At 61.1% G+C, this 17453-nt stretch carries 19 protein-coding genes; 11 read left to right on the top strand and 8 right to left on the bottom strand.

The annotated features are described in order from the left end of the window. Positions 1-52 precede the first annotated feature (52 nt). Genes mnmG through HJA_RS09440 form a run of 4 tightly spaced genes read left to right on the top strand, consistent with a single transcriptional unit; the run spans position 53 to position 4261 of the window. Entirely contained in the window at positions 53-1918 is a 1866-nt protein-coding gene (gene mnmG / locus HJA_RS09425) for a tRNA uridine-5-carboxymethylaminomethyl(34) synthesis enzyme MnmG (RefSeq protein WP_035581381.1), read from the top strand. A 3-nt stretch (positions 1919-1921) separates the two neighbouring features. Continuing rightward, the gene (gene rsmG, locus HJA_RS09430; protein WP_051597551.1) at positions 1922-2542 is read left to right on the top strand and encodes a 16S rRNA (guanine(527)-N(7))-methyltransferase RsmG; all 621 of its coding nucleotides are present in this window, start codon (positions 1922-1924) and stop codon (positions 2540-2542) included. Further along, positions 2538-3341, top strand: a complete 804-nt coding sequence (locus HJA_RS09435) for a ParA family protein (protein WP_034767098.1) — start codon at positions 2538-2540, stop codon at positions 3339-3341. The genes rsmG and HJA_RS09435 overlap by 5 nt, the downstream gene beginning before the upstream one ends. Before the next feature lie 5 nt (positions 3342-3346). Next, entirely contained in the window at positions 3347-4261 is a 915-nt protein-coding gene (locus HJA_RS09440) for a ParB/RepB/Spo0J family partition protein (protein WP_035581383.1), read from the top strand. A 3-nt stretch (positions 4262-4264) separates the two neighbouring features. On the opposite strand, the gene holA is transcribed toward HJA_RS09440, so the two are convergent. Genes holA through HJA_RS09460 form a run of 4 tightly spaced genes read right to left on the bottom strand, consistent with a single transcriptional unit; the run spans position 4265 to position 8801 of the window. Further along, positions 4265-5299, bottom strand: coding sequence for a DNA polymerase III subunit delta (gene holA / locus HJA_RS09445; protein WP_035581386.1), 1035 nt, complete (start codon positions 5297-5299; stop codon positions 4265-4267). After that, a complete protein-coding gene (gene lptE / locus HJA_RS09450; protein ID WP_035581388.1) occupies positions 5299-5772 on the bottom strand; it encodes an LPS assembly lipoprotein LptE in 474 nt (157 codons plus the stop codon). The genes holA and lptE overlap by 1 nt, the downstream gene beginning before the upstream one ends. Continuing rightward, positions 5769-8333: a leucine--tRNA ligase gene (leuS, locus tag HJA_RS09455; RefSeq protein ID WP_035581390.1), complete on the bottom strand. Its 2565-nt coding sequence runs from the start codon at positions 8331-8333 to the stop codon at positions 5769-5771. Before leuS ends, lptE begins: the two co-directional genes overlap by 4 nt. A 39-nt stretch (positions 8334-8372) precedes the next feature. Further along, positions 8373-8801: a DUF3576 domain-containing protein gene (locus HJA_RS09460; protein ID WP_035581392.1), complete on the bottom strand. Its 429-nt coding sequence runs from the start codon at positions 8799-8801 to the stop codon at positions 8373-8375. 104 nt (positions 8802-8905) lie between these two features. Here HJA_RS09460 and HJA_RS09465 point away from each other — a divergent pair, with 104 nt between their 5' ends. Together HJA_RS09465 and HJA_RS09470 are read left to right on the top strand one after the other, a co-directional pair. Further along, positions 8906-10072, top strand: coding sequence for a porin (locus HJA_RS09465; RefSeq protein WP_035581394.1), 1167 nt, complete (start codon positions 8906-8908; stop codon positions 10070-10072). Between the two features lie 79 nt (positions 10073-10151). Continuing rightward, positions 10152-10610 carry an NtrZ family periplasmic regulatory protein gene (locus HJA_RS09470; protein WP_035581395.1) on the top strand — a complete coding sequence of 153 codons (459 nt, stop codon included), beginning with the start codon at positions 10152-10154 and terminating at the stop codon, positions 10608-10610. Here the strand turns inward: HJA_RS09470 and HJA_RS09475 are convergent. Then, a complete protein-coding gene (locus HJA_RS09475; RefSeq protein ID WP_162177046.1) occupies positions 10600-11262 on the bottom strand; it encodes a thiamine phosphate synthase in 663 nt (220 codons plus the stop codon). The two genes, HJA_RS09470 and HJA_RS09475, sit on opposite strands and share 11 nt — an antisense overlap. Between HJA_RS09475 and HJA_RS09480 the strand changes: the two genes are divergently transcribed. After that, positions 11246-11911, top strand: coding sequence for a YggS family pyridoxal phosphate-dependent enzyme (locus tag HJA_RS09480; protein ID WP_035581397.1), 666 nt, complete (start codon positions 11246-11248; stop codon positions 11909-11911). The two genes, HJA_RS09475 and HJA_RS09480, sit on opposite strands and share 17 nt — an antisense overlap. A gap of 1 nt (position 11912) precedes the next feature. On the opposite strand, the gene HJA_RS09485 is transcribed toward HJA_RS09480, so the two are convergent. Continuing rightward, the gene (locus tag HJA_RS09485; protein ID WP_035581399.1) at positions 11913-12422 is read right to left on the bottom strand and encodes a L,D-transpeptidase family protein; all 510 of its coding nucleotides are present in this window, start codon (positions 12420-12422) and stop codon (positions 11913-11915) included. A 177-nt stretch (positions 12423-12599) separates the two neighbouring features. On the opposite strand from HJA_RS09485, the gene HJA_RS09490 reads away from it, so the two are divergent. Together HJA_RS09490 and HJA_RS09495 are read left to right on the top strand one after the other, a co-directional pair. Continuing rightward, on the top strand, positions 12600-13016 hold the full coding sequence (locus tag HJA_RS09490) for a VOC family protein (protein WP_035581401.1): 417 nt from the start codon (positions 12600-12602) through the stop codon (positions 13014-13016). 145 nt (positions 13017-13161) lie between these two features. Then, entirely contained in the window at positions 13162-13848 is a 687-nt protein-coding gene (locus HJA_RS09495; protein ID WP_035581403.1) for a response regulator transcription factor, read from the top strand. Here the strand turns inward: HJA_RS09495 and HJA_RS09500 are convergent, their stop codons facing one another. Both HJA_RS09500 and HJA_RS09505 read right to left on the bottom strand, forming a co-directional pair. Further along, on the bottom strand, positions 13849-14655 hold the full coding sequence (locus HJA_RS09500) for an exodeoxyribonuclease III (protein WP_035581406.1): 807 nt from the start codon (positions 14653-14655) through the stop codon (positions 13849-13851). 308 nt (positions 14656-14963) lie between these two features. Next, complete coding sequence (locus HJA_RS09505; protein ID WP_035581408.1) at positions 14964-15623, bottom strand: LolA family protein; 660 nt, start codon at positions 15621-15623, stop codon at positions 14964-14966. A 231-nt stretch (positions 15624-15854) separates the two neighbouring features. Between HJA_RS09505 and trxA the strand changes: the two genes are divergently transcribed. Further along, a complete protein-coding gene (gene trxA / locus HJA_RS09510) occupies positions 15855-16742 on the top strand; it encodes a thioredoxin (protein WP_035581410.1) in 888 nt (295 codons plus the stop codon). Positions 16743-16802: 60 nt separating this feature from the next. Further along, the gene (locus tag HJA_RS09515; protein WP_035581412.1) at positions 16803-17453 is read left to right on the top strand and encodes an LON peptidase substrate-binding domain-containing protein; all 651 of its coding nucleotides are present in this window, start codon (positions 16803-16805) and stop codon (positions 17451-17453) included.

Here is a 17453-nt window from a genome sequence, read left to right on the forward strand (position 1 = left end):
GCGGCGCCCGGCGTTATATAGCCCGCTCATTATCCACAGGGTGAGCAAAGCCATGACGGGAACTTCCCGCTTTGATGTCATTGTTGTCGGCGGCGGCCATGCCGGATGTGAAGCTGCATCTGCAGCCGCTCGCTATGGCGCGAAAACCGCGCTCGTCACCCACAAGATTTCGACCATCGGTGAGATGAGCTGCAATCCGGCGATTGGCGGACTGGGCAAGGGACACCTCGTCCGGGAGATTGATGCCCTGGACGGTCTGATGGGGCGGTTGGCCGACAAGGCTGGAATCCAGTTCCGCATGCTGAATCGGTCCAAGGGACCTGCCGTCTGGGGTCCGCGTGCGCAGATCGACCGGAAGCTCTATCGCCAGGCCATGCAGGAAGCGATCCTGAACCATGAAAACCTGACCGTCATTGAAGATGGTGCCGAAGACCTGATCATTGAGGATGGACATGTCGCCGGGGTGATTGGCCTGAGCGGCGATAAATATCATGCGCCCAAGGTCGTGATCACAACCGGCACGTTCCTGAAGGGCGAGATCCACATTGGCGCCAAGCGTATTCCGGCCGGACGTGTGGGTGAGGCGCCGGCGATTGGCCTTTCGGACCGGCTCTACACCATGGACCTGCCAATGGGCCGGCTGAAAACCGGCACACCTGCCCGGCTCGATGGCCGTACCATCGCCTGGGATCGGCTGGAAATACAGCCGGCCGATGATGAGCCAGTGCCCTTCTCTTATCTGACAGACCGGATCGAAGTACCCCAGATCTCGTGCGGCATCACGTGGACTACGCCGGAGACCCACGCGATCATCGAAGAGAACATGGAACAGTCGGCCGTCTACTCCGGCGCAATTGCCGGCCGGGGCCCGCGTTACTGCCCTTCGATTGAGGACAAGGTGAACCGGTTTGCTGACCGGGACCGTCACCAGGTCTTCCTGGAACCAGAGGGTCTCGACGATCATACTGTTTATCCGAATGGAATTTCCACGTCGCTCCCCGAAGACGTTCAGGAGCGGTTTGTCCGGACGATCCCCGGTTTGGAAAGCGTGAAAATTCTCCAGCACGCCTATGCGATCGAATATGATTATGTGGATCCGCGCGCTCTGAATGCGGCTTTGGAAGTCAAAGTTCAGCCCGGACTTTATCTGGCGGGCCAGATCAATGGCACGACCGGATATGAAGAAGCCGGTGCACAGGGCCTGATGGCGGGTCTGAATGCGGCGCGGGCCGCTGACGGCAAGGACCCGGTCATTCTGGATCGGGCCGAAGCCTATATCGGCGTTCTGATCGATGATCTGATCACACGCGGCGTCACCGAACCCTATCGGATGTTCACATCCCGGGCGGAGTACCGCCTCGCGCTTCGCGCGGACAATGCCGATCAGCGGCTCACACAAAAAGGGATAGACGCCGGATGTGTGAGTGAAACACGGATGTCGATGTTTCACGTGAAACATTTGGCCCTCTCGAAATCCCGAAAAACGCTCCAAACCCTGTCTTTGTCCCCGGCAAAAGCCCGCGAGGCCGGGTGGAACGTTAATCAGGATGGCCGCGTCCGGACCGCCTGGGAGTATCTCGGATACAAGGACATCTCACTCGAGACCTTATCGAAGGTCTGGCCGGAACTTTCGGACATTGATCCGGCCATCGCGGCGCAATTGGAAATCGAGGCGCTCTATTCCGGATATATCGAACGGCAGGCCGGCGATGTCGAAGCCCTTCGCCGCGATGAGGCGTTGCAGATTCCGGATGAAATCAATTATGCGGCTATTGGTGGACTTTCCAATGAGGTCCGTCAGAAACTGGAATCCATCCGCCCGGCCACGCTTGGCCAGGCGTCCCGCATCGAAGGGGTCACTCCGGGTGCTTTGACGGCATTGCTTGGTCATGTGAAGCGCCGCCGGAAGACAGGCTAAGTCATGGTAAATCAGGATCGTGCGGCCTTTCTGGCCGCTGAGGATGTTTCACGTGAAACACTGGAGCGGCTCGACCGGATCATCGATACGCTGGATGTCTGGCGAAAGCGGAGCAATCTGATCGGGCCACGCGAATGGCCTGCGATCTGGACGCGCCATGTCGCCGATTGTTTCCAGCTTCTGGATCATCTTCCCAATGACGCAAGGGTCGTGGATCTTGGCTCAGGCGCGGGGTTTCCGGGTCTGATCATCGCGGCAGCCCGGCCAGGGGGCCATGTGACCATGATCGAGAGCGTCGGCAAGAAGTGCGCTTTCTTGCGTGCGGCTATCGAAGCGGCGGGTTTGAGTGCCACAGTCCGCCAGGAACGGGTGGAATCTGTCGGGCCAGTGTCTGCAGATTATGTCACCGCACGCGCTTTTGCGCCGCTTCCGAAACTGCTCGACTATGCGGCGCCCTGGCTGAAACAGGGTGCAACAGGGCTTTTCCTCAAGGGCGAACGCTGGAAAGAAGAATTGACGGAGGCCAGCCAAACATGGAACTTCGCTTATGAGGCGATTCCAAGCCGGGTTGGTGGGTCAGGTACAATTCTGATTGTCAGGGAGCTACGAGGTGGCAGGCATTAGGCCCAGAATCTTTGCCGTCGTGAACCAAAAGGGTGGCGTCGGTAAAACTACAACTTCCATCAATCTCGGGACAGCGCTCGCCGCCGTCGGACGCCGGGTGCTCATCGTCGACTTCGACGCACAGGGCAATGCGTCAACCGGCCTTGGAATCGAGCGGACAGACCGTGCAACCACGTCCTACGACATTGTCGTGGACCGTTTGCCGCTGGAGCAGGCGGTTCTGTCGACCATCGTTCCTCGCCTGGACATTGTTCCGGGGGATGAGAACCTGTCAGGCGTCGAGACGGAACTGGCCGCAGACCCGCACCGGTCTTACCGTCTGCGCGAGGCGCTCCACAACTATGTCGACCGCGCAGAAGAACAGGGTCTGCCGCGTTACGATTACATTCTCATTGATTGCCCGCCGTCACTGTCGGCACTGACGATGAATGCCATGACGGCCGCCGATGCGCTGCTGGTTCCGTTGCAGTGTGAGTTCCTCGCGCTGGAAGGCCTCAGCCAGCTGTTGCGCACGGTGGATGTTGTCCGCCAGGGGCTGAACCCGAATCTGGAAATCCAGGGCGTTGTGCTCACCATGTATGATCGCCGGAACAATCTGTCCGACCAGGTCGCCGATGAAGTCCGCGCCTTCTTTGGCAACAAGGTCTACAATACGGTAATTCCGCGCAATGTGCGTCTGTCTGAGGCGCCGTCCTTCGGTAAGCCAGCGCTTCTTTATGATTACCGTTGTCCGGGCAGCGAGGCGTACATCCGACTGGCCTCGGAAGTGCTCCAGCGCGAGAAGGCACGGGCGGCCTGATCGGGATGGCGAACGAACCCAAACAAAAGCCAAGCCGCCTGGGCCGGGGTCTCTCAGCCCTCATCGGAGAGGTGGAAGCGTCCACGCCAGCAAAGCCGGAGCCGGGCACAGCACCGGCAGCCAATGGTGTGAACGAGCTTTCGATCAAGGACATCCGGCGTAACCCAGACCAGCCTCGCCGCACATTCGATGATGCGGCGCTACAGGAACTCGCAGATTCCATCCGCAGCAAAGGCGTGCTCCAGGCAATTCTTGTCCGGCCAGATCCGAAGGAACCGGGGAAGTACCAGATCATCGCGGGTGAACGCCGCTGGCGGGCCGCCCGCCTGGCGGGTCTGGATTCCATTCCTGCTGTTGTGCGAGATCTGAACGAGCTGGAATTGCTCGAAGTCGGCATCATCGAGAACGTTCAGCGCGCTGACCTGAACCCGATCGAAGAGGCGGAAGCCTATGAGGCGCTGATGAACCGGTTTGGCCGGACGCAGGAAAGCCTCGCCAGCAGTGTCGGCAAAAGCCGTGTGCACATCACGAACACGCTTCGTCTCTTGCAGCTGCCAGAAGCGGCCCGCGCATATGTGAGGGCAGGCAAGGTGACGGCCGGCCACGCCCGGGCAGCTCTTGGTGCGTCAGATCCTGAAGCCGTGATCGAAATGGCGGCCGAACGGGGCCTGAGCGTTCGGGAAGTCGAGGCTCTGGTAAAGGGCGCGCGCGAAGGTGATGGCGTTGCAAGTGCTTCGACCAGGTCCAAGGCGCCTGAAAAGGATGTCGACACCGAAGCGCTGGAAGCAGATCTGATGCGACAGCTCGGCCTGCAGGTGGATATTCGCCACGGCAAGAATGGCGGTGAATTGCGGATCAAGTATCGCGACCTGGAACAGTTGGACGATGTGTGCCGCCGGCTGACACGCCGGAAGCCGTGATTGTCAGCGGGCGGCTTCGGCCGCTCTCGCCAGATCATTCATCAGCATACGGACTACAGCGTCTGTGCTGCCACCTGCCTGCTTGGCCTGGGCTTCGGCATCATAGATCCGCTCAAGGACACGGGTCAGCCGCCGCACAGGCCATTTGCTCAGCCGGGCCCGGTAGGCTGGCCACTCACTCTGCCAGACCGGCGGACGCAACTTCATGTTGGGGCTCGCCTGTCCTTCCTCGATCCGGACATGCGCATCCAGCATGCGCCGGACTTCAAACTGAAGAGAGCGCAGCACGCTGATGCCGGCTGTTCCAGCCATAGCGAGCTTGTCGAAAGCGGCATTTGCTGCAGCCGGATGGCCGTTCAGCGTGGCGGATATTGCGGTCGACAGGGTCTGTTCGAATTCGGTTGCGCACAAGGCGCGGACATCGGCCTCCGATACCGCGCGATCCAGCCCCATGGCGTAGAGTGCCAGCTTCTCGATTTCTGCATTTGCTGCAAGCCGGTGGCCGGGCAGGTCGCCCACGAACAGGCGCAGGGCATCCGGTCCAATATCGACACCGGATTCCTTCAGAGCCTGTTTGACACGTTGTTCGATGTCGACGCTTTCATCGGCGAAGAACTGGAGGCCCGCGGTTCGTTTTGCGGCTTCGACGGCGCTGCGAAGCTTGGACTTTTTCTGCAGACTGCCGGTTTCGATCAACAGGTGCGCGCTGAAACGGCCTTCGCTCTTGTCACCTTCTTCGATGGCGTCGATCAGGAGTTTGGCGATCTTGTCGCCGCTGGTCCGCACCCGTACGACACGCGGGTCGCCAAGCAGAGACACGGCCTCAAGCGCATCGAACAGAAGTACCGGTTCCTTCCGGATGGCATCATCATCCAGCAGGGTGACATCTGCGTGATTGGCTTTTCCAGCCCAGGCAGAGATCAGGAGCTGGCCATTGTCACTGGCGAGCCCTTCGTCCTCACCAAAGGCAAGCACGGCCCAGAATTGAGGATCGGGCTTGCGGGCAAAGGATGCTGCTTTTTTGCCCTGTAGAAGCATCAGTCTTGTGTCGCGAGCTGAAGCCGCAAATCATCGACAATCCGGCTCGCCAGCACGCGCATCACGCGGTCGGATGCATTGGTCTGGGCTGATATGTCCCCATAGGGTTCGTTCGGTACGGAGAAGCTGGTCTCCGCATCGGATTGACCTTCCACAGTGATATTTTCACCCCTCAGCGCATAGGTCGCCTTGGCCGTGTAGGATGAACGCGATGCTGCGCCATCCGGCTTGAACTGCAGGCGGATGAGTTGGTCCTTGAGCGTAACTTCAAGCACAGCAGAGTCGTCGAGGTTTGGGAGCCCGGCGGCAAGTTCCTGCTGAAGCGCGCGCCGCAGCTTGTAACCGGACCGGCCGGGAATTTCCTTCACCGTAATATTGCCTGCAGCAAAGGACGCGCTGCCGCTGGGTGCATAGACAGGCTGGAAGCCGCAAGCCGGCAGGACGAGAGCGAGCGCGATCAGGAAGCGTTTCATGCCACCACGATATTCACGATGCGGCCCGGCACGACAATGGTTTTCTTCACGGTCTTGCCTTCGATGAACGACACCACTTCTGGCAGGGCATGCGCGACGGCTTCCACCGCCTCGTTGGTTTCCCCCTTCGGCACCGTGATCTCACCCCGGCGTTTCCCGTTGACCTGAACGGCCATGGTCACGGAGACGTCCTCTGTCAGCGCCTTGTCGGCGACCGGCCACGGCGCAGCAGATACAAAGCCGTCTCCACCGATCCGTTCCCAGCACGCCTCAGCCAGGTGTGGCATGAACGGGGTCAGGCAGCGTGCCAGCATGGAGGCCCCTTCGAACCGTGCTCCGACAGCCTCACCGCTGGATTCCGCCTTCTTGAGCACGCTCACCCACTCATGGATGCTGGCAACAGCCGAGTTGAAGCGGAACTCCTCAATCGCCTTGTCGATGGCAACGACAGCCTTGTGGCTTGCCTTGCGGACTGTAAGCGAAGCGGCGTCGTCAGCCGGGTCCGCTTTCTCCATATCTCCGAGCGCGTCGAACACGCTCCACAGGCGCTGGGCGAAGCGGGCTGAGCCTTCGACGCCAGCCTGTGTCCACTCCACGTCGCGTTCCGGAGGAGAGTCGGACAGGACGAACCAGCGGGCGACATCTGCACCAAACTCGGCAATGATCGCATCCGGATCGACCGTGTTCTTCTTAGATTTCGACATTTTCTCGATCGGGCCAGGCGTAACGAGGCCGCCGGTAGCCTTTTCGATCCAGGTGTCACCTTCCAGCTCGACTTCCGATGGCTGCAGCCATTGTCCGGAAGCGGACTTGTAGGTCTCGTGCGTAACCATGCCTTGCGTGAACAGGCCGGCGAAAGGCTCGCCGCTCGGCAGGTCCAGTTCACCGATGTCCCGCATCGCACGCGAGAAGAAACGGGAATAGAGCAGGTGCAGGACGGCGTGCTCGATGCCGCCGACATACTGGTCGACGGGCAGCCAGTAGGCGCGCTCTTCCAGATCATCCGGGCTGGCAAAGCGGGCGTAGTACCATGACGAATCCACGAACGTGTCCAGCGTATCGGTTTCGCGCCGGGCGGGCTTGCCGCATTTCGGGCAGTCGACATGTTTCCAGGTCGCGTGCCGGTCCAGCGGATTGCCCGGCTGGTCGAACGTCACATCGTCCGGCAGGCGGACGGGCAGGTCGCTTTCCGGAACCGGAACTACACCGCAGCTGTCACAATGCACGATCGGGATGGGGCACCCCCAATAGCGCTGGCGAGAGACGCCCCAGTCGCGCAGGCGATAATTCACCGTGCCGGCGCCGAGGCCCATGCCTTCAATCCGCTCAATCGCTGTGCGTTTGGCGTCATCAATGCCGAGGCCGTCCAGGAAGCCGGAATTGAAGATGGAGCCGGGGCCAGTATACGCCTCGTCCTCAACGGTGAAGCTCGCCCGGTCGGCGCCCGGAGGCAGCACAACCGGCGTGACACTCAGTCCGAACTTGCGGGCGAATTCGATGTCCCTCTGGTCATGCGCCGGACAGCCGAAAATGGCGCCGGTGCCGTAACCCATCAGCACAAAGTTTGCGACCCAGACCGGAAGTGTCTTTCCGTCCACAAATGGGTGCTTGACGGTCAGGCCCGTATCGAAGCCCAGCTTCTCGGCCTTCTCGATGGCTTCCTCGCTGGTGCCGACCTGGGCGCATTTCCCGCGGAAGGCTTTCAGCTGCTCGGAGTTCTCAGCCAGCTGAATTGTCAGCGGATGGTCCGGGGACAGGGCGATGAAGCTCGCCCCGAACAGCGTGTCCGGGCGGGTCGTGAAAATCTCGATGCCGTCATCGAAATTGGCCGGTGCAGCGCTGTCCCACTCAAACCGCATCTGCAGGCCTTCAGACCGGCCGATCCAGTTCGCCTGCATGGTGCGCACCTTCTCAGGCCAGCGCTCCAGCTTGTGAACTTCTTCCAGCAGATCTTCGGCATATTCGGTGATCTTGAAGAACCACTGAGTCAGCTCGCGCTGCTCGACGAGCGCGCCGGAGCGCCAGCCGCGTCCGTCGATCACCTGCTCGTTCGCCAGCACCGTGTTATCGACCGGGTCCCAGTTCACCTTGGAGGCTTTCCGGTAGATCAGGCCCTTGTCCAGCATCTTCAGGAACAATGCTTGCTGCGCGCCGTAATATTCCGGATCGCAGGTCGCGAACTCCCGGCTCCAGTCCAGCGACAAGCCGAGCTTTGCGAACTGGGCCTTCATGGCGTCGATGTTCTGATAGGTCCATTTGCCCGGATGGACGTTCTTTTCCATTGCGGCGTTCTCTGCCGGCATGCCGAAGGCGTCCCAGCCCATCGGATGCAGCACGTTGTAACCTTTGGCCCGCTTATGCCGCGCAACAACGTCGCCCATCGCATAGTTGCGGACATGGCCCATATGCAGCCGGCCCGACGGATAGGGGAACATCTCCAGCACGTAGGCTTTCGGGGCGTCGCCCGCTTCCTTAGGCGATTTTGCCCTGAAGAGGTCCGCCTTTTTCCAGGCTTCACGCCATTTCTGCTCCGCAGCTTGCGGATCGTACCGGGTGGCCATTGGCCTCTCCCCCTGATTTTTGTCTGATCAGACCGGCTTCTAGCCGAGTTGCGAGTTCTTCAGGTTCCGCGCGCGGTCAAGGATCGCGTTTTCAAGCTGGATCGCGGTTTCCGGATCAACCGGCGCATCGACCCAGGCGCCATCCTGGTTCACCTGGCGGAACACGGCGACTTTCACACCGTCGGCGCGTAGTCGCGTGTCGAGAATATAGACGGTCGCCTTGACGCGCTCGTTTTCGGATCCCGGAAAGCTCTTCCAGTCATACACGATCAGGCCGCCGATCGGGTCGGTGCTTGAAACGGGCATGTTTGTGAACGTGTCGAGCGAGGCGCGCCACAGATAGGGGTTCACCGTGCCGACATTCTTCGCGGTGACGAGAGCGTCTGCGTTGACGCGCTTGCTGCCACCCTGGCATCCGACCAGCGCAAACAGGGCAGCGGCTGCCGCGGAGAAGACATATTTGTTCATGAGGAGAGTTCCCGAGCGCAATATCTTGTTGACCGGCGTTTGTATAACAACACGAGTCTGGGCTCGCCAGTGCTCATGTGTGCAGCGATCCGAGGGAGAAAAAGATGAAACGCCAATTCCTTCTGGCCCTTGTTTCGGCTGCTGCCTGCCTGCCAGCAATTGCGCAGGAAGACTGGGATGTCTGGGAGACAGACTGGGAGAAGGACGGCGCACTTCTGTTTGCGCCCGGCGCGGAAGAAGCTGTGCTCTACCGGCTGGGTCTCGGCTTCGACACCAACCGGGTTCTGGACAATGGTCTGGTTCTGGGCGCCGCCGCCCGGCTGGACGCCGAACTGGATCATCCGGCCCGCGCGGGCTTTTCAGGCATTGTTGCTGATCCCGCGCCCGGCGAACTGGCTGTCGCAGGGGCGTTCAGCGGGCTGGCCCGGTCTCCCGGGATTGAGGAAGACGGGGCAAGGGCCATGCTGCAGACGGCCTATATTTATGTCGAAGGCGGATATGGTGAAGCCCGGCTCGGTCGCGACGAAGGGGTTGCCAAACGTTTTGCGCAGGGCGCACCGTCCCTGTTTTCCAGCCTGTCCCTGCATGCGCCGCACCTTGATCCTGATGGCGGGGCGATTGTGCGGACCGATCATGACCTGACAGGCCCTGCCGCCAAAGTCTCTGGGACCACGCCGCGGATTGTCGGTTTCAAGGGCGGCCTCTCCTATACGCCAGAAGCCGATGTGCGCGGTCTGGACCGCGATCCGGTACGGATCCTGCCGGGAAGCCCTGCAATCGTGCTGACCAATGCCACGGAAGCCAGCGTCAGCTTCAATCATCGTTTCCGGCAAAGCGGTGTGCGGGTACGTGCTGCTACAGGCTGGAGCCGCGCGGATGTTGACGCTGCCCCGACAGCGCCAGTGTCCTACGGAACGGTCGAAACCTGGTCATTCGGCGCGAGTACGGAGTGGAAGAACACGGTCATCGGAGCCAGCTGGCTGAGCAGTGACAATGGCCTGAGCGGACTGTCGGGTGATTATACGGCCTGGACGGCTGGCCTGACCCATACGGCGTTCGGGCTGGACTGGGGCGTTGAATATGGCGAAGCGAGCGACGACGCGGCTGGCGCAGAAGGCGAATCCTGGAGGGCCGGAGTCGCCCGCTCGGTGACGGACTCTGCCCGCATAGCGTTCGGATACCGGTCTGATCAGCTGGATTTCGGGGCATATGCCCAATCACGTCGCCTCGGAGGCGAGGGCATTGTGATAGAAATCACACTATCGCATTAGTTTATCAGGACTGTCCGATAATTAATCTTCTGTTTAGGAGATGGCACCCCTAATATCGGACAGGGAAGAGGTGTATTTTATGCGGCTTGGGCTTTTGCTCACTTGTGCAATCTCCGCGACGGTTCTGGCGATGCCAGCTGCCGCGCAGGAAGATTCGCGCGTGCCGTCTGTCACCGTCGAGGCCCCTCAGCTTTCCGAAACCCAGGCCGGCAAGGTCGACTGGTATCGCCAGTTTGCTGTTTCCAAGCCGATTGAGGCACGTCCTGTCTGGCAGGCCGAACCCTCCGAAGATGTTTCGATGCAGTTCTCCGGAAGTGACCGCTGGGAATTCCGGATCGATAAGCTGTCGCGTCCTTCGGCGAATATTTCACCGCTTCCGCGTCAGGAAATGCAGGCTGGTGCCACTTTCAAAATCACCCCGCGCTTTTCTGTTGGCGGTGAAGTCAGTGTTGGCGCTGACGATCTGAATGCCGTGTCGACCTGGGAAGACCGGGACGTCGAGACCGGTGTCCGGCTGAAGTCGGCCTTCAAGTTCTAAGGCTGCGGCCGGGGCCGAACACGGCCTCTATTCCTTCTATTGCTGCAATACCTGCAACAGGTGCGACCTGCCCTGCCGTATAGGCATTTAACCCGCCGAGCGCGTAGACCGGTAGCTCCGAGGTGCGGGCCAGATTGCGGAAGCGGAGCGGGCCGAGCGGTTTGCGGGCGCTGGGGCTGGTGGAGGGAAATGCGGTCGAGAGCAATGCCGCGTCGATGCCCGCATCCTGTAGTATCCGCAATTGATCCGGCGTGTGGGCGCTGCTGGTCATCAGGGCAAACCGGCGCCGCCATCTGCGCGCCCTCGCCCGTTCCGAAAATGGCCAGTGAACGCCGTCTGCGCCGACTTCCATGGCGAGTTTTGGATCATTCGCGATGAGGAAGGCTACGTGCCGTTTCCGGCAGACCTCCGCCAGACTTGCCGCGACTATATCGTGCTTCGGCTGACCATAATGGCGATAAACCAGACCATGGCATGACGATAACCGACTAGCGGTGACCACCGGGTCGGGCGTCCGCGCCGGATCTGTCAGGTACAGAACCGGCGGCAGGAAACCCGGCAGGTGCCGCCCCGCGATACGTGCGGCGGTGCGGAGCTTGCGTTCGGCGCGGTTTCGGTCTTCCTGCATCATCGTGATGACTGATACCGACACGCTCTCCATTGCCAAGCGCCGCGACGCGGTGCTGGCCGAACTTTCCGATGCGGCCTCCCCGCCGCCGCAACTGGTCGCGGTGACGAAAACCCAGCCTGATGAGGCGATCGAGGAGATCCTTGCCACGGGCCAGCGAGTCTTTGGCGAGAACCGGGTTCAGGAGGCCGAAGCCCGCTGGGCCGGGCGCCGTTCGGCCTATCCGGACCTGGAACTACACCTGATCGGGCCGCTGCAGACCAACAAGGCAGAGCTGGCGGTGCGCCTGTTCGACGTGATCGAAACGCTGGACCGGCCGAAGCTTGCCGATGCGCTGGCGAAGGCGATGGAAAAAGTGGGGCGCGCCCTGCCCGTCCTGATCCAGGTGAACACGGGTGAAGAGCCGCAAAAGGCCGGTGTGATTCCGTCTGAACTGAAGCAGCTGCTACAGTATGCGCGTGATCGCGGCCTCGATGTTCAGGGCCTGATGTGCATTCCGCCGGTGGATGAACCGGCCGGGCCGCACTTTGCCCTACTCGCCAAGCTGGCGAAGGAAGCGGGCCTGCCGGTCCTCTCCATGGGCATGAGTTCGGATTATGTGACGGCCGCCCGGTTCGGCTCCACCCATGTCCGCGTGGGCTCGGCCCTGTTCGGTCCGCGCGATTATCCCTGATCTAGAGCTGGATCTGGATCTCTGACCCGCGCGCTGACAGCCGCAGGATTTCCAGCATGTCTTCCAGCGTCACCGCGATACAGCCGGCGGTCGGCCCCCAGTCCGGCCGGGCGAGGTGCAGGAAGATCGCGCTGCCCAGTGGTGGCACAGGCGGATCGTCATTATAGCCGAGCTCGACGATCACATCGTAGACATGGTCTTCCATCCAGAGCTTCTCATGGCTGGCGGCATAAGGAAGCTTGACCCAGCGATTGTAGAGCGGGTCGTCCGGCGCATCGCACCAGCCATCTTCTGGCGTCAGCGCAATCAGCGGCAGTAGGGTCTTTGGCGCCTCCAGCCTGTCCGGCCGATAGAAGACACGCCGCATGGGCCAGGTGCCCGCTGGCGAGAAGCCATCGCCTTCCCGTTTCTCTTCGGCCGCCACAACGCCGCTGCGCCCCACACTGCAACGGGTTTCACGGCCTGCGAGAAGAAAGCGGCCATCTGCATGGGCAATGAAATCTGCGCTCATCAATGCGTCCTGTCCTGTCCGGGAATCCTGCTTTGCCGGTGGCAAGTTTGAACAGGAGCTGTGCGCCCTGACAAGCTTGCGTGGGCAATGCGGCGGAGCAGGAGTTGATTGTGCCGCGTGTCGTGGCAATGGTCGGGCGTGTAAATGCATCGAGATGATGCCCGGAGACGACCCGCCATGACGATTTCCCCCTTCCACCTTGCCTTCCCGGTTCATGACCTTCAGGCCGCGCGCGATTTCTATGGAAGCCTGCTGGGCTGCCCGGAAGGGCGCAGCTCGGACGAATGGGTCGATTTCGACTTTCTCGGCCACCAGATCGTCGCCCATCTCGCGCCGGAGGAATGCGCGGGGCCGAAAACCAATGCGGTCGACGGCAAGAATGTCCCTGTCCGGCATTTCGGCATCGTCCTCTCAATGGAAGACTGGCAGGAAATGGCCGACCGGTTGAAAGGTGAAGTCGATTTCCTGATCGAGCCCCATATCCGCTTCAAGGGCGAGCCCGGTGAGCAGGCGACCATGTTCTTCACCGATCCGTCCGGCAATGCGATCGAGATCAAGGCCTTTGCCGACATGTCCCGTCTCTTCGCCAAATAAGCGAACCCGGACGGATCGTTGTCAGCCATCAGGCGGCCCGGCTCACGGAGACCTCCCGCTCTTGTGAACAAGCGTGCGTTACATTCATATGGCATCGTGAAGCGATATGAATAAATGCAGCACTCACTTTGCACAGGAGAGTCGCATGGCGGCCAAGAAAACGGTCCTTCTGGTGGACGACGATGAAGACCTTCGCGAGGCGCTGGCGGAGCAATTCGAGCTGCACGACAGTTTCGAAACGATTCAGGCCGCCAATGCCAATGAAGGCATCGAGGCTGCCACCACCCAGCGGATCGATCTTGTCCTGCTGGATGTCGACATGCCGGACATGGATGGCCGCGAGGCCTGCAAGATCATGCGGCAGAAGGGCGTGCGCGCGCCGGTCATCATGCTGACCGGACAGGACGGGGATGCCGATACGATCCTGGGCCTCGAATCCGGCGCCAATGACTATGTGACCAAGCCATTCAAATTCTCCGTGCTGCTGGCCCGTGTCCGCGCGCATCTGCGCAGTTTCGAACAGTCCGAGGACGCCACATTCAAGGTCGGTCCTTACGAGTTCCGGCCGGCGATGAAATTGCTGGTGACGGATGACGACAAGAAGATCCGCCTGACGGAGAAGGAAACCAACATCCTGAAATATCTCTACCGGGCGGGCGGCAAACCGGTAGCGCGGGATGAGCTGCTGGCGGAAGTCTGGGGCTATAATGCCGCCGTCACCACGCACACGCTGGAGACGCACATCTATCGCCTGCGCCAGAAGGTCGAGCCGGACCCGGCCCATGCCCGCCTGCTGCTGACCGATGCAGGCGGATACCGCCTGCAGCCGTGATCATCCGGCCTTGATCTGCACACTGACCGGTGCGTGATCGGACGGTTTCCAGCCGCCGCGCCAGCCAAGGTGAATCCTGTAGCTGTCGACCAGCGTATCCGGCAGGCCGGCGGGATTGACCCAGATATGGTCGAGCCGCCGGCCGCGGTTCGAGGCGGCCCAGTCCTTCGCGCGGTAACTCCACCAGGTGTAGAGCTTCTGGTCCTCCGGTACGGCGAGGCGGGCAATGTCGGCAAACTTCGCCATGTTGCGGGAGTCTTCCAGACGCTCTGTCTCTTCAGGGGTGTGAGAGACGATCTTCAGAAGCTGTTTGTGCGACCAGACATCGTTTTCATGCGGGGCGACGTTGAGGTCTCCCACAAGCACGCGCGGCGTCTTCGATTGTTTCTTGTAGGCAGGCCCCAGCTTTTCGAGGAAGTCGAGCTTGTGGGCGAACTTGTCGTTCTTCACCGGGTCCGGCTCGTCCCCGCCGGCGGGCAGGTAGATATTGTGGATCTCGATGCCGGCAACTTTCGCCGCGATCACGCGCGAATGGCCTTCGCGGCAGAGGTCGGGCGCGTCAATCCGTTCCAGCGGCAGGCGCGAGGCGATGGCGACGCCATGATGGCCGCCTTTCTGGCCGTTCAGGACGAGGTGCTTCAGCCCCATCTCGTTGAAGGCCTTCTCAGGGAATTCCCCGTCCTGGCACTTGGTTTCCTGCAGGCAGATCACGTCAGGATTTTCCTGCGCGACAAAGGCCTCGATGTTCGGGGCGCGCAGGCGAACCGAGTTGATGTTCCAGCTGACGATTTTGAGTGGTTTTGGCATGCCGTTGCGTAGCACTGTTCCCTGAAACGTCAACGCGCCCGAACGCGGGGGAGTTCGGGCGCGCCTGACGCGGTTTCCAACGTCTCGCCGGGAGGGGAAGGCTCCGGCGGCGACAACACGGTGGTTCACAGCGGGGGGGTCGGGTGCTGCGCGGGGTTTGCCGTGTGTCGACAGTTGCAAAGATGTCACTACGGCCGAAATTTTCAAGTAAAATATGTGTTAAGTGCTTGAGTGTCACACCATAACATTCGCCCCGGAAGCGAGTGCTCCCGGGGCGCCTGATTCTGCAACCTGTTGCAGCTGCTACGCTACTCGTCGTCGAAGTCCTTGACGATGAAGAGGCGCGGATTGATTTTCTTTCCGGTCTCCACATCGTGCAGCATCACCTCTGTAAGGTTCCCGCCACTGTCGAGCGTGCGCCAGCCGGTCAGATCATGCTGCGGGCCGTCGAAGATCAGGGTGAGCGTGCCATCCATTTCGCCGTCCGGATCGCGAAGGGTCACTTCGACATGCTCGCCCTCTTTGGTGACATCGACGATTTCGGCTTCGGTTTCGAAGTCGAGGTCGTCGTCCAGCAACAGGGCCAGCGGCGTGGAGCCCAGCGGCACGCGGTCCGTCGTTTCCAGCTCTGAGTCCTGCATCGCCACGGTCGTGCCATTGGCGACGATCAGGAGCGGGGAGGGGGCGTCATAGTCGAACCGCACTTTGCCGGGGCGGGAAATGGCGAAGCTGCCACTGGCGGAGGAGAAGTCCGGCGACAGCTGGTCGAACCGGCCGGAAGCGGTTTTCACCGACTCCATGGAAGCGGCGATGTCTTTCAGCAGGGCCGTGCGCTGTTCGGCGCTCATGCTTGCCGGGGTGGCGGTGATCTGTGTGGGGGCCGTTTCGGGGGTGCCCTGACGCGCCAGTGCGAGGGGCGCGGCGGCGAGAGCGGCAGCGGCAACCAGGGTGGCGAGTTTGGTCTTCATCGAACGGGTCTCCTTTTCGTGACCTTGCGCTTACATCTAGTCGCCTGAACCCTGCCTAAACAGGGCGGGAACAAGGTATTTTGGCCGCTTTTCGTTGGCCGCCATTCAGCTTCACTCCCGGCAAGGCGCAAGGCCTGACCGCAGATGAACACGCAGCCGTGTCTGTGGTTCCGCTTGCGAAACACGGCCTGAACGCCCATCTTCCGGCCAGAATTTGAAGGAACCCCAGCCATGGCTGATGCAAGCGCCCTGCACACGAAAGACACGACCGACCAAGAGTTCATGACTGATGTGGTCGAGGCGTCGAACACCCAACCCGTGATTGTCGACTTCTGGGCGCCCTGGTGCGGCCCGTGCCGACAGCTCGGCCCGGTAATCGAGAAAGTCGTCGAAAGCCATAATGGTGCGGTGAAGCTCGTGAAGATCAATATCGACGAGAACCCGGCCTATGCCGGCCAGCTCGGCGTGCGCTCCATTCCGGCGGTTTATGCCTTCGACAAGGGCCGGCCTGTCGATGCCTTCATGGGTGCGCTGCCGGAAGGCCAGGTGCGCAGCTTTATCGAGAAGCTCGTGTCGGGCACCGATTCCGCCAAGGAAATCGCCGACGCCCTTGCGCAGGCTGAGGCCGCCAGCCAGGCAGGTGATGTTGCCACCGCGGCGCAGATCTATGCTGCCGTGATCCAGCACGATCCGGAAAACGTGACGGCGATTGCCGGTCTTGCACGCTGCTATCTCGCCAATGGCGACAAGGAGCGGGCGAACGAGACGCTCAAACTGGTCCCGGAAGACAAGAAGCACGACACGGCCGTCAAAGGTGTGCGCATGGCCATCGACATGATGGAGGATGCGCCGGAGGCGGATGAGTTCGACGAGCTGCTGAACGCCGTCATGGCTGCGCCCGACGATCACGCCAAACGGTTTGAACTTGCAGAGAAATATGCAGCCGCCCAGCGTTATGGCGATGCGGTCGACCACCTGCTGATCATTCTCGGCTCCAAAATGGACTGGGAAGAGGGCAAGGCGAAGGAAAAGCTGCTTCAGATCTTTGAAGCGGCCGGCGCAACGGATCCGGTCACGGTGGAAGGCCGCCGGCGTCTCGCTTCGCTGATGTTTGCCTGAGGCGGCTGCCTCCCGCATAATGCCATGATGCGAGGGGGGCAACGACGCTCCGGAGGCAGAATGAGCATCGCAACCTATCATTCGGTGGATCAGTTGCCGGACACGCTGACCGTGTTCCCGCTGCCGGGCGTTGTACTGTTCCCGCAATGGCACCTGCCACTGAACATTTTCGAGCCGCGCTACCTGAACATGGTCGATGATGCGATGGCCGGGAACAGGCTGATCGGCATGATCCAGAGCATTGGCGGTACGCGGGAGAAGCCGGATTTGATCGGTGTTGGCTGTGCGGGCCGTATCACCTCCTATGCGGAGACCGATGACGGGCGGTACCTGATCACACTGGCGGGCATCGCCCGGTTCCGTGTGCTGGAGGAACTCAACGTCCGGACGCCCTACCGACAGGTGCGTCCCAACTGGGCCCCTTATGCGAATGATTTGCGCCCGGATTCGGAGATTGGCCTGCCGTCCCGGGAAGATCTCGTCGCGGCGCTGCGCAAATATGTCAGCAGCCACGACATGAAGGCTGACTGGCAGGCGGTTGAGGTCGCGCCGGTCGGGTCGCTGGTACAGGCGCTCGCGGCCGGCAGTCCGTTTTCCGTCATGGAAAAGCAGGCCCTGCTGGAAGCGCCGACCCTGAAAGACCGTGCGGACATGCTGATCACCATCCTGACAATGGATTCTGCTGGTTCCGGCGATGGAACCCTGCAATAG

It is taken from the genome of Hyphomonas jannaschiana VP2 (assembly GCF_000685215.1).
Lineage (GTDB): Bacteria > Pseudomonadota > Alphaproteobacteria > Caulobacterales > Hyphomonadaceae > Hyphomonas > Hyphomonas jannaschiana.

Coding starts and splice junctions, on each gene's coding strand:
- mnmG (WP_035581381.1), top strand. CDS start 53: ATGACGGGAACTTCCCGCTTTGATGTCATTGTTGTCGGCGGCGGCCAT.
- rsmG (WP_051597551.1), top strand. CDS start 1,922: ATGGTAAATCAGGATCGTGCGGCCTTTCTGGCCGCTGAGGATGTTTCA.
- HJA_RS09440 (WP_035581383.1), top strand. CDS start 3,347: ATGGCGAACGAACCCAAACAAAAGCCAAGCCGCCTGGGCCGGGGTCTC.
- holA (WP_035581386.1), bottom strand. CDS start 5,299: ATGCTTCTACAGGGCAAAAAAGCAGCATCCTTTGCCCGCAAGCCCGAT.
- lptE (WP_035581388.1), bottom strand. CDS start 5,772: ATGAAACGCTTCCTGATCGCGCTCGCTCTCGTCCTGCCGGCTTGCGGC.
- leuS (WP_035581390.1), bottom strand. CDS start 8,333: ATGGCCACCCGGTACGATCCGCAAGCTGCGGAGCAGAAATGGCGTGAA.
- HJA_RS09460 (WP_035581392.1), bottom strand. CDS start 8,801: ATGAACAAATATGTCTTCTCCGCGGCAGCCGCTGCCCTGTTTGCGCTG.
- HJA_RS09465 (WP_035581394.1), top strand. CDS start 8,906: ATGAAACGCCAATTCCTTCTGGCCCTTGTTTCGGCTGCTGCCTGCCTG.
- HJA_RS09470 (WP_035581395.1), top strand. CDS start 10,152: ATGCGGCTTGGGCTTTTGCTCACTTGTGCAATCTCCGCGACGGTTCTG.
- HJA_RS09480 (WP_035581397.1), top strand. CDS start 11,246: ATGACTGATACCGACACGCTCTCCATTGCCAAGCGCCGCGACGCGGTG.
- HJA_RS09485 (WP_035581399.1), bottom strand. CDS start 12,422: ATGAGCGCAGATTTCATTGCCCATGCAGATGGCCGCTTTCTTCTCGCA.
- HJA_RS09490 (WP_035581401.1), top strand. CDS start 12,600: ATGACGATTTCCCCCTTCCACCTTGCCTTCCCGGTTCATGACCTTCAG.
- HJA_RS09495 (WP_035581403.1), top strand. CDS start 13,162: ATGGCGGCCAAGAAAACGGTCCTTCTGGTGGACGACGATGAAGACCTT.
- HJA_RS09500 (WP_035581406.1), bottom strand. CDS start 14,655: ATGCCAAAACCACTCAAAATCGTCAGCTGGAACATCAACTCGGTTCGC.
- HJA_RS09505 (WP_035581408.1), bottom strand. CDS start 15,623: ATGAAGACCAAACTCGCCACCCTGGTTGCCGCTGCCGCTCTCGCCGCC.
- trxA (WP_035581410.1), top strand. CDS start 15,855: ATGGCTGATGCAAGCGCCCTGCACACGAAAGACACGACCGACCAAGAG.
- HJA_RS09515 (WP_035581412.1), top strand. CDS start 16,803: ATGAGCATCGCAACCTATCATTCGGTGGATCAGTTGCCGGACACGCTG.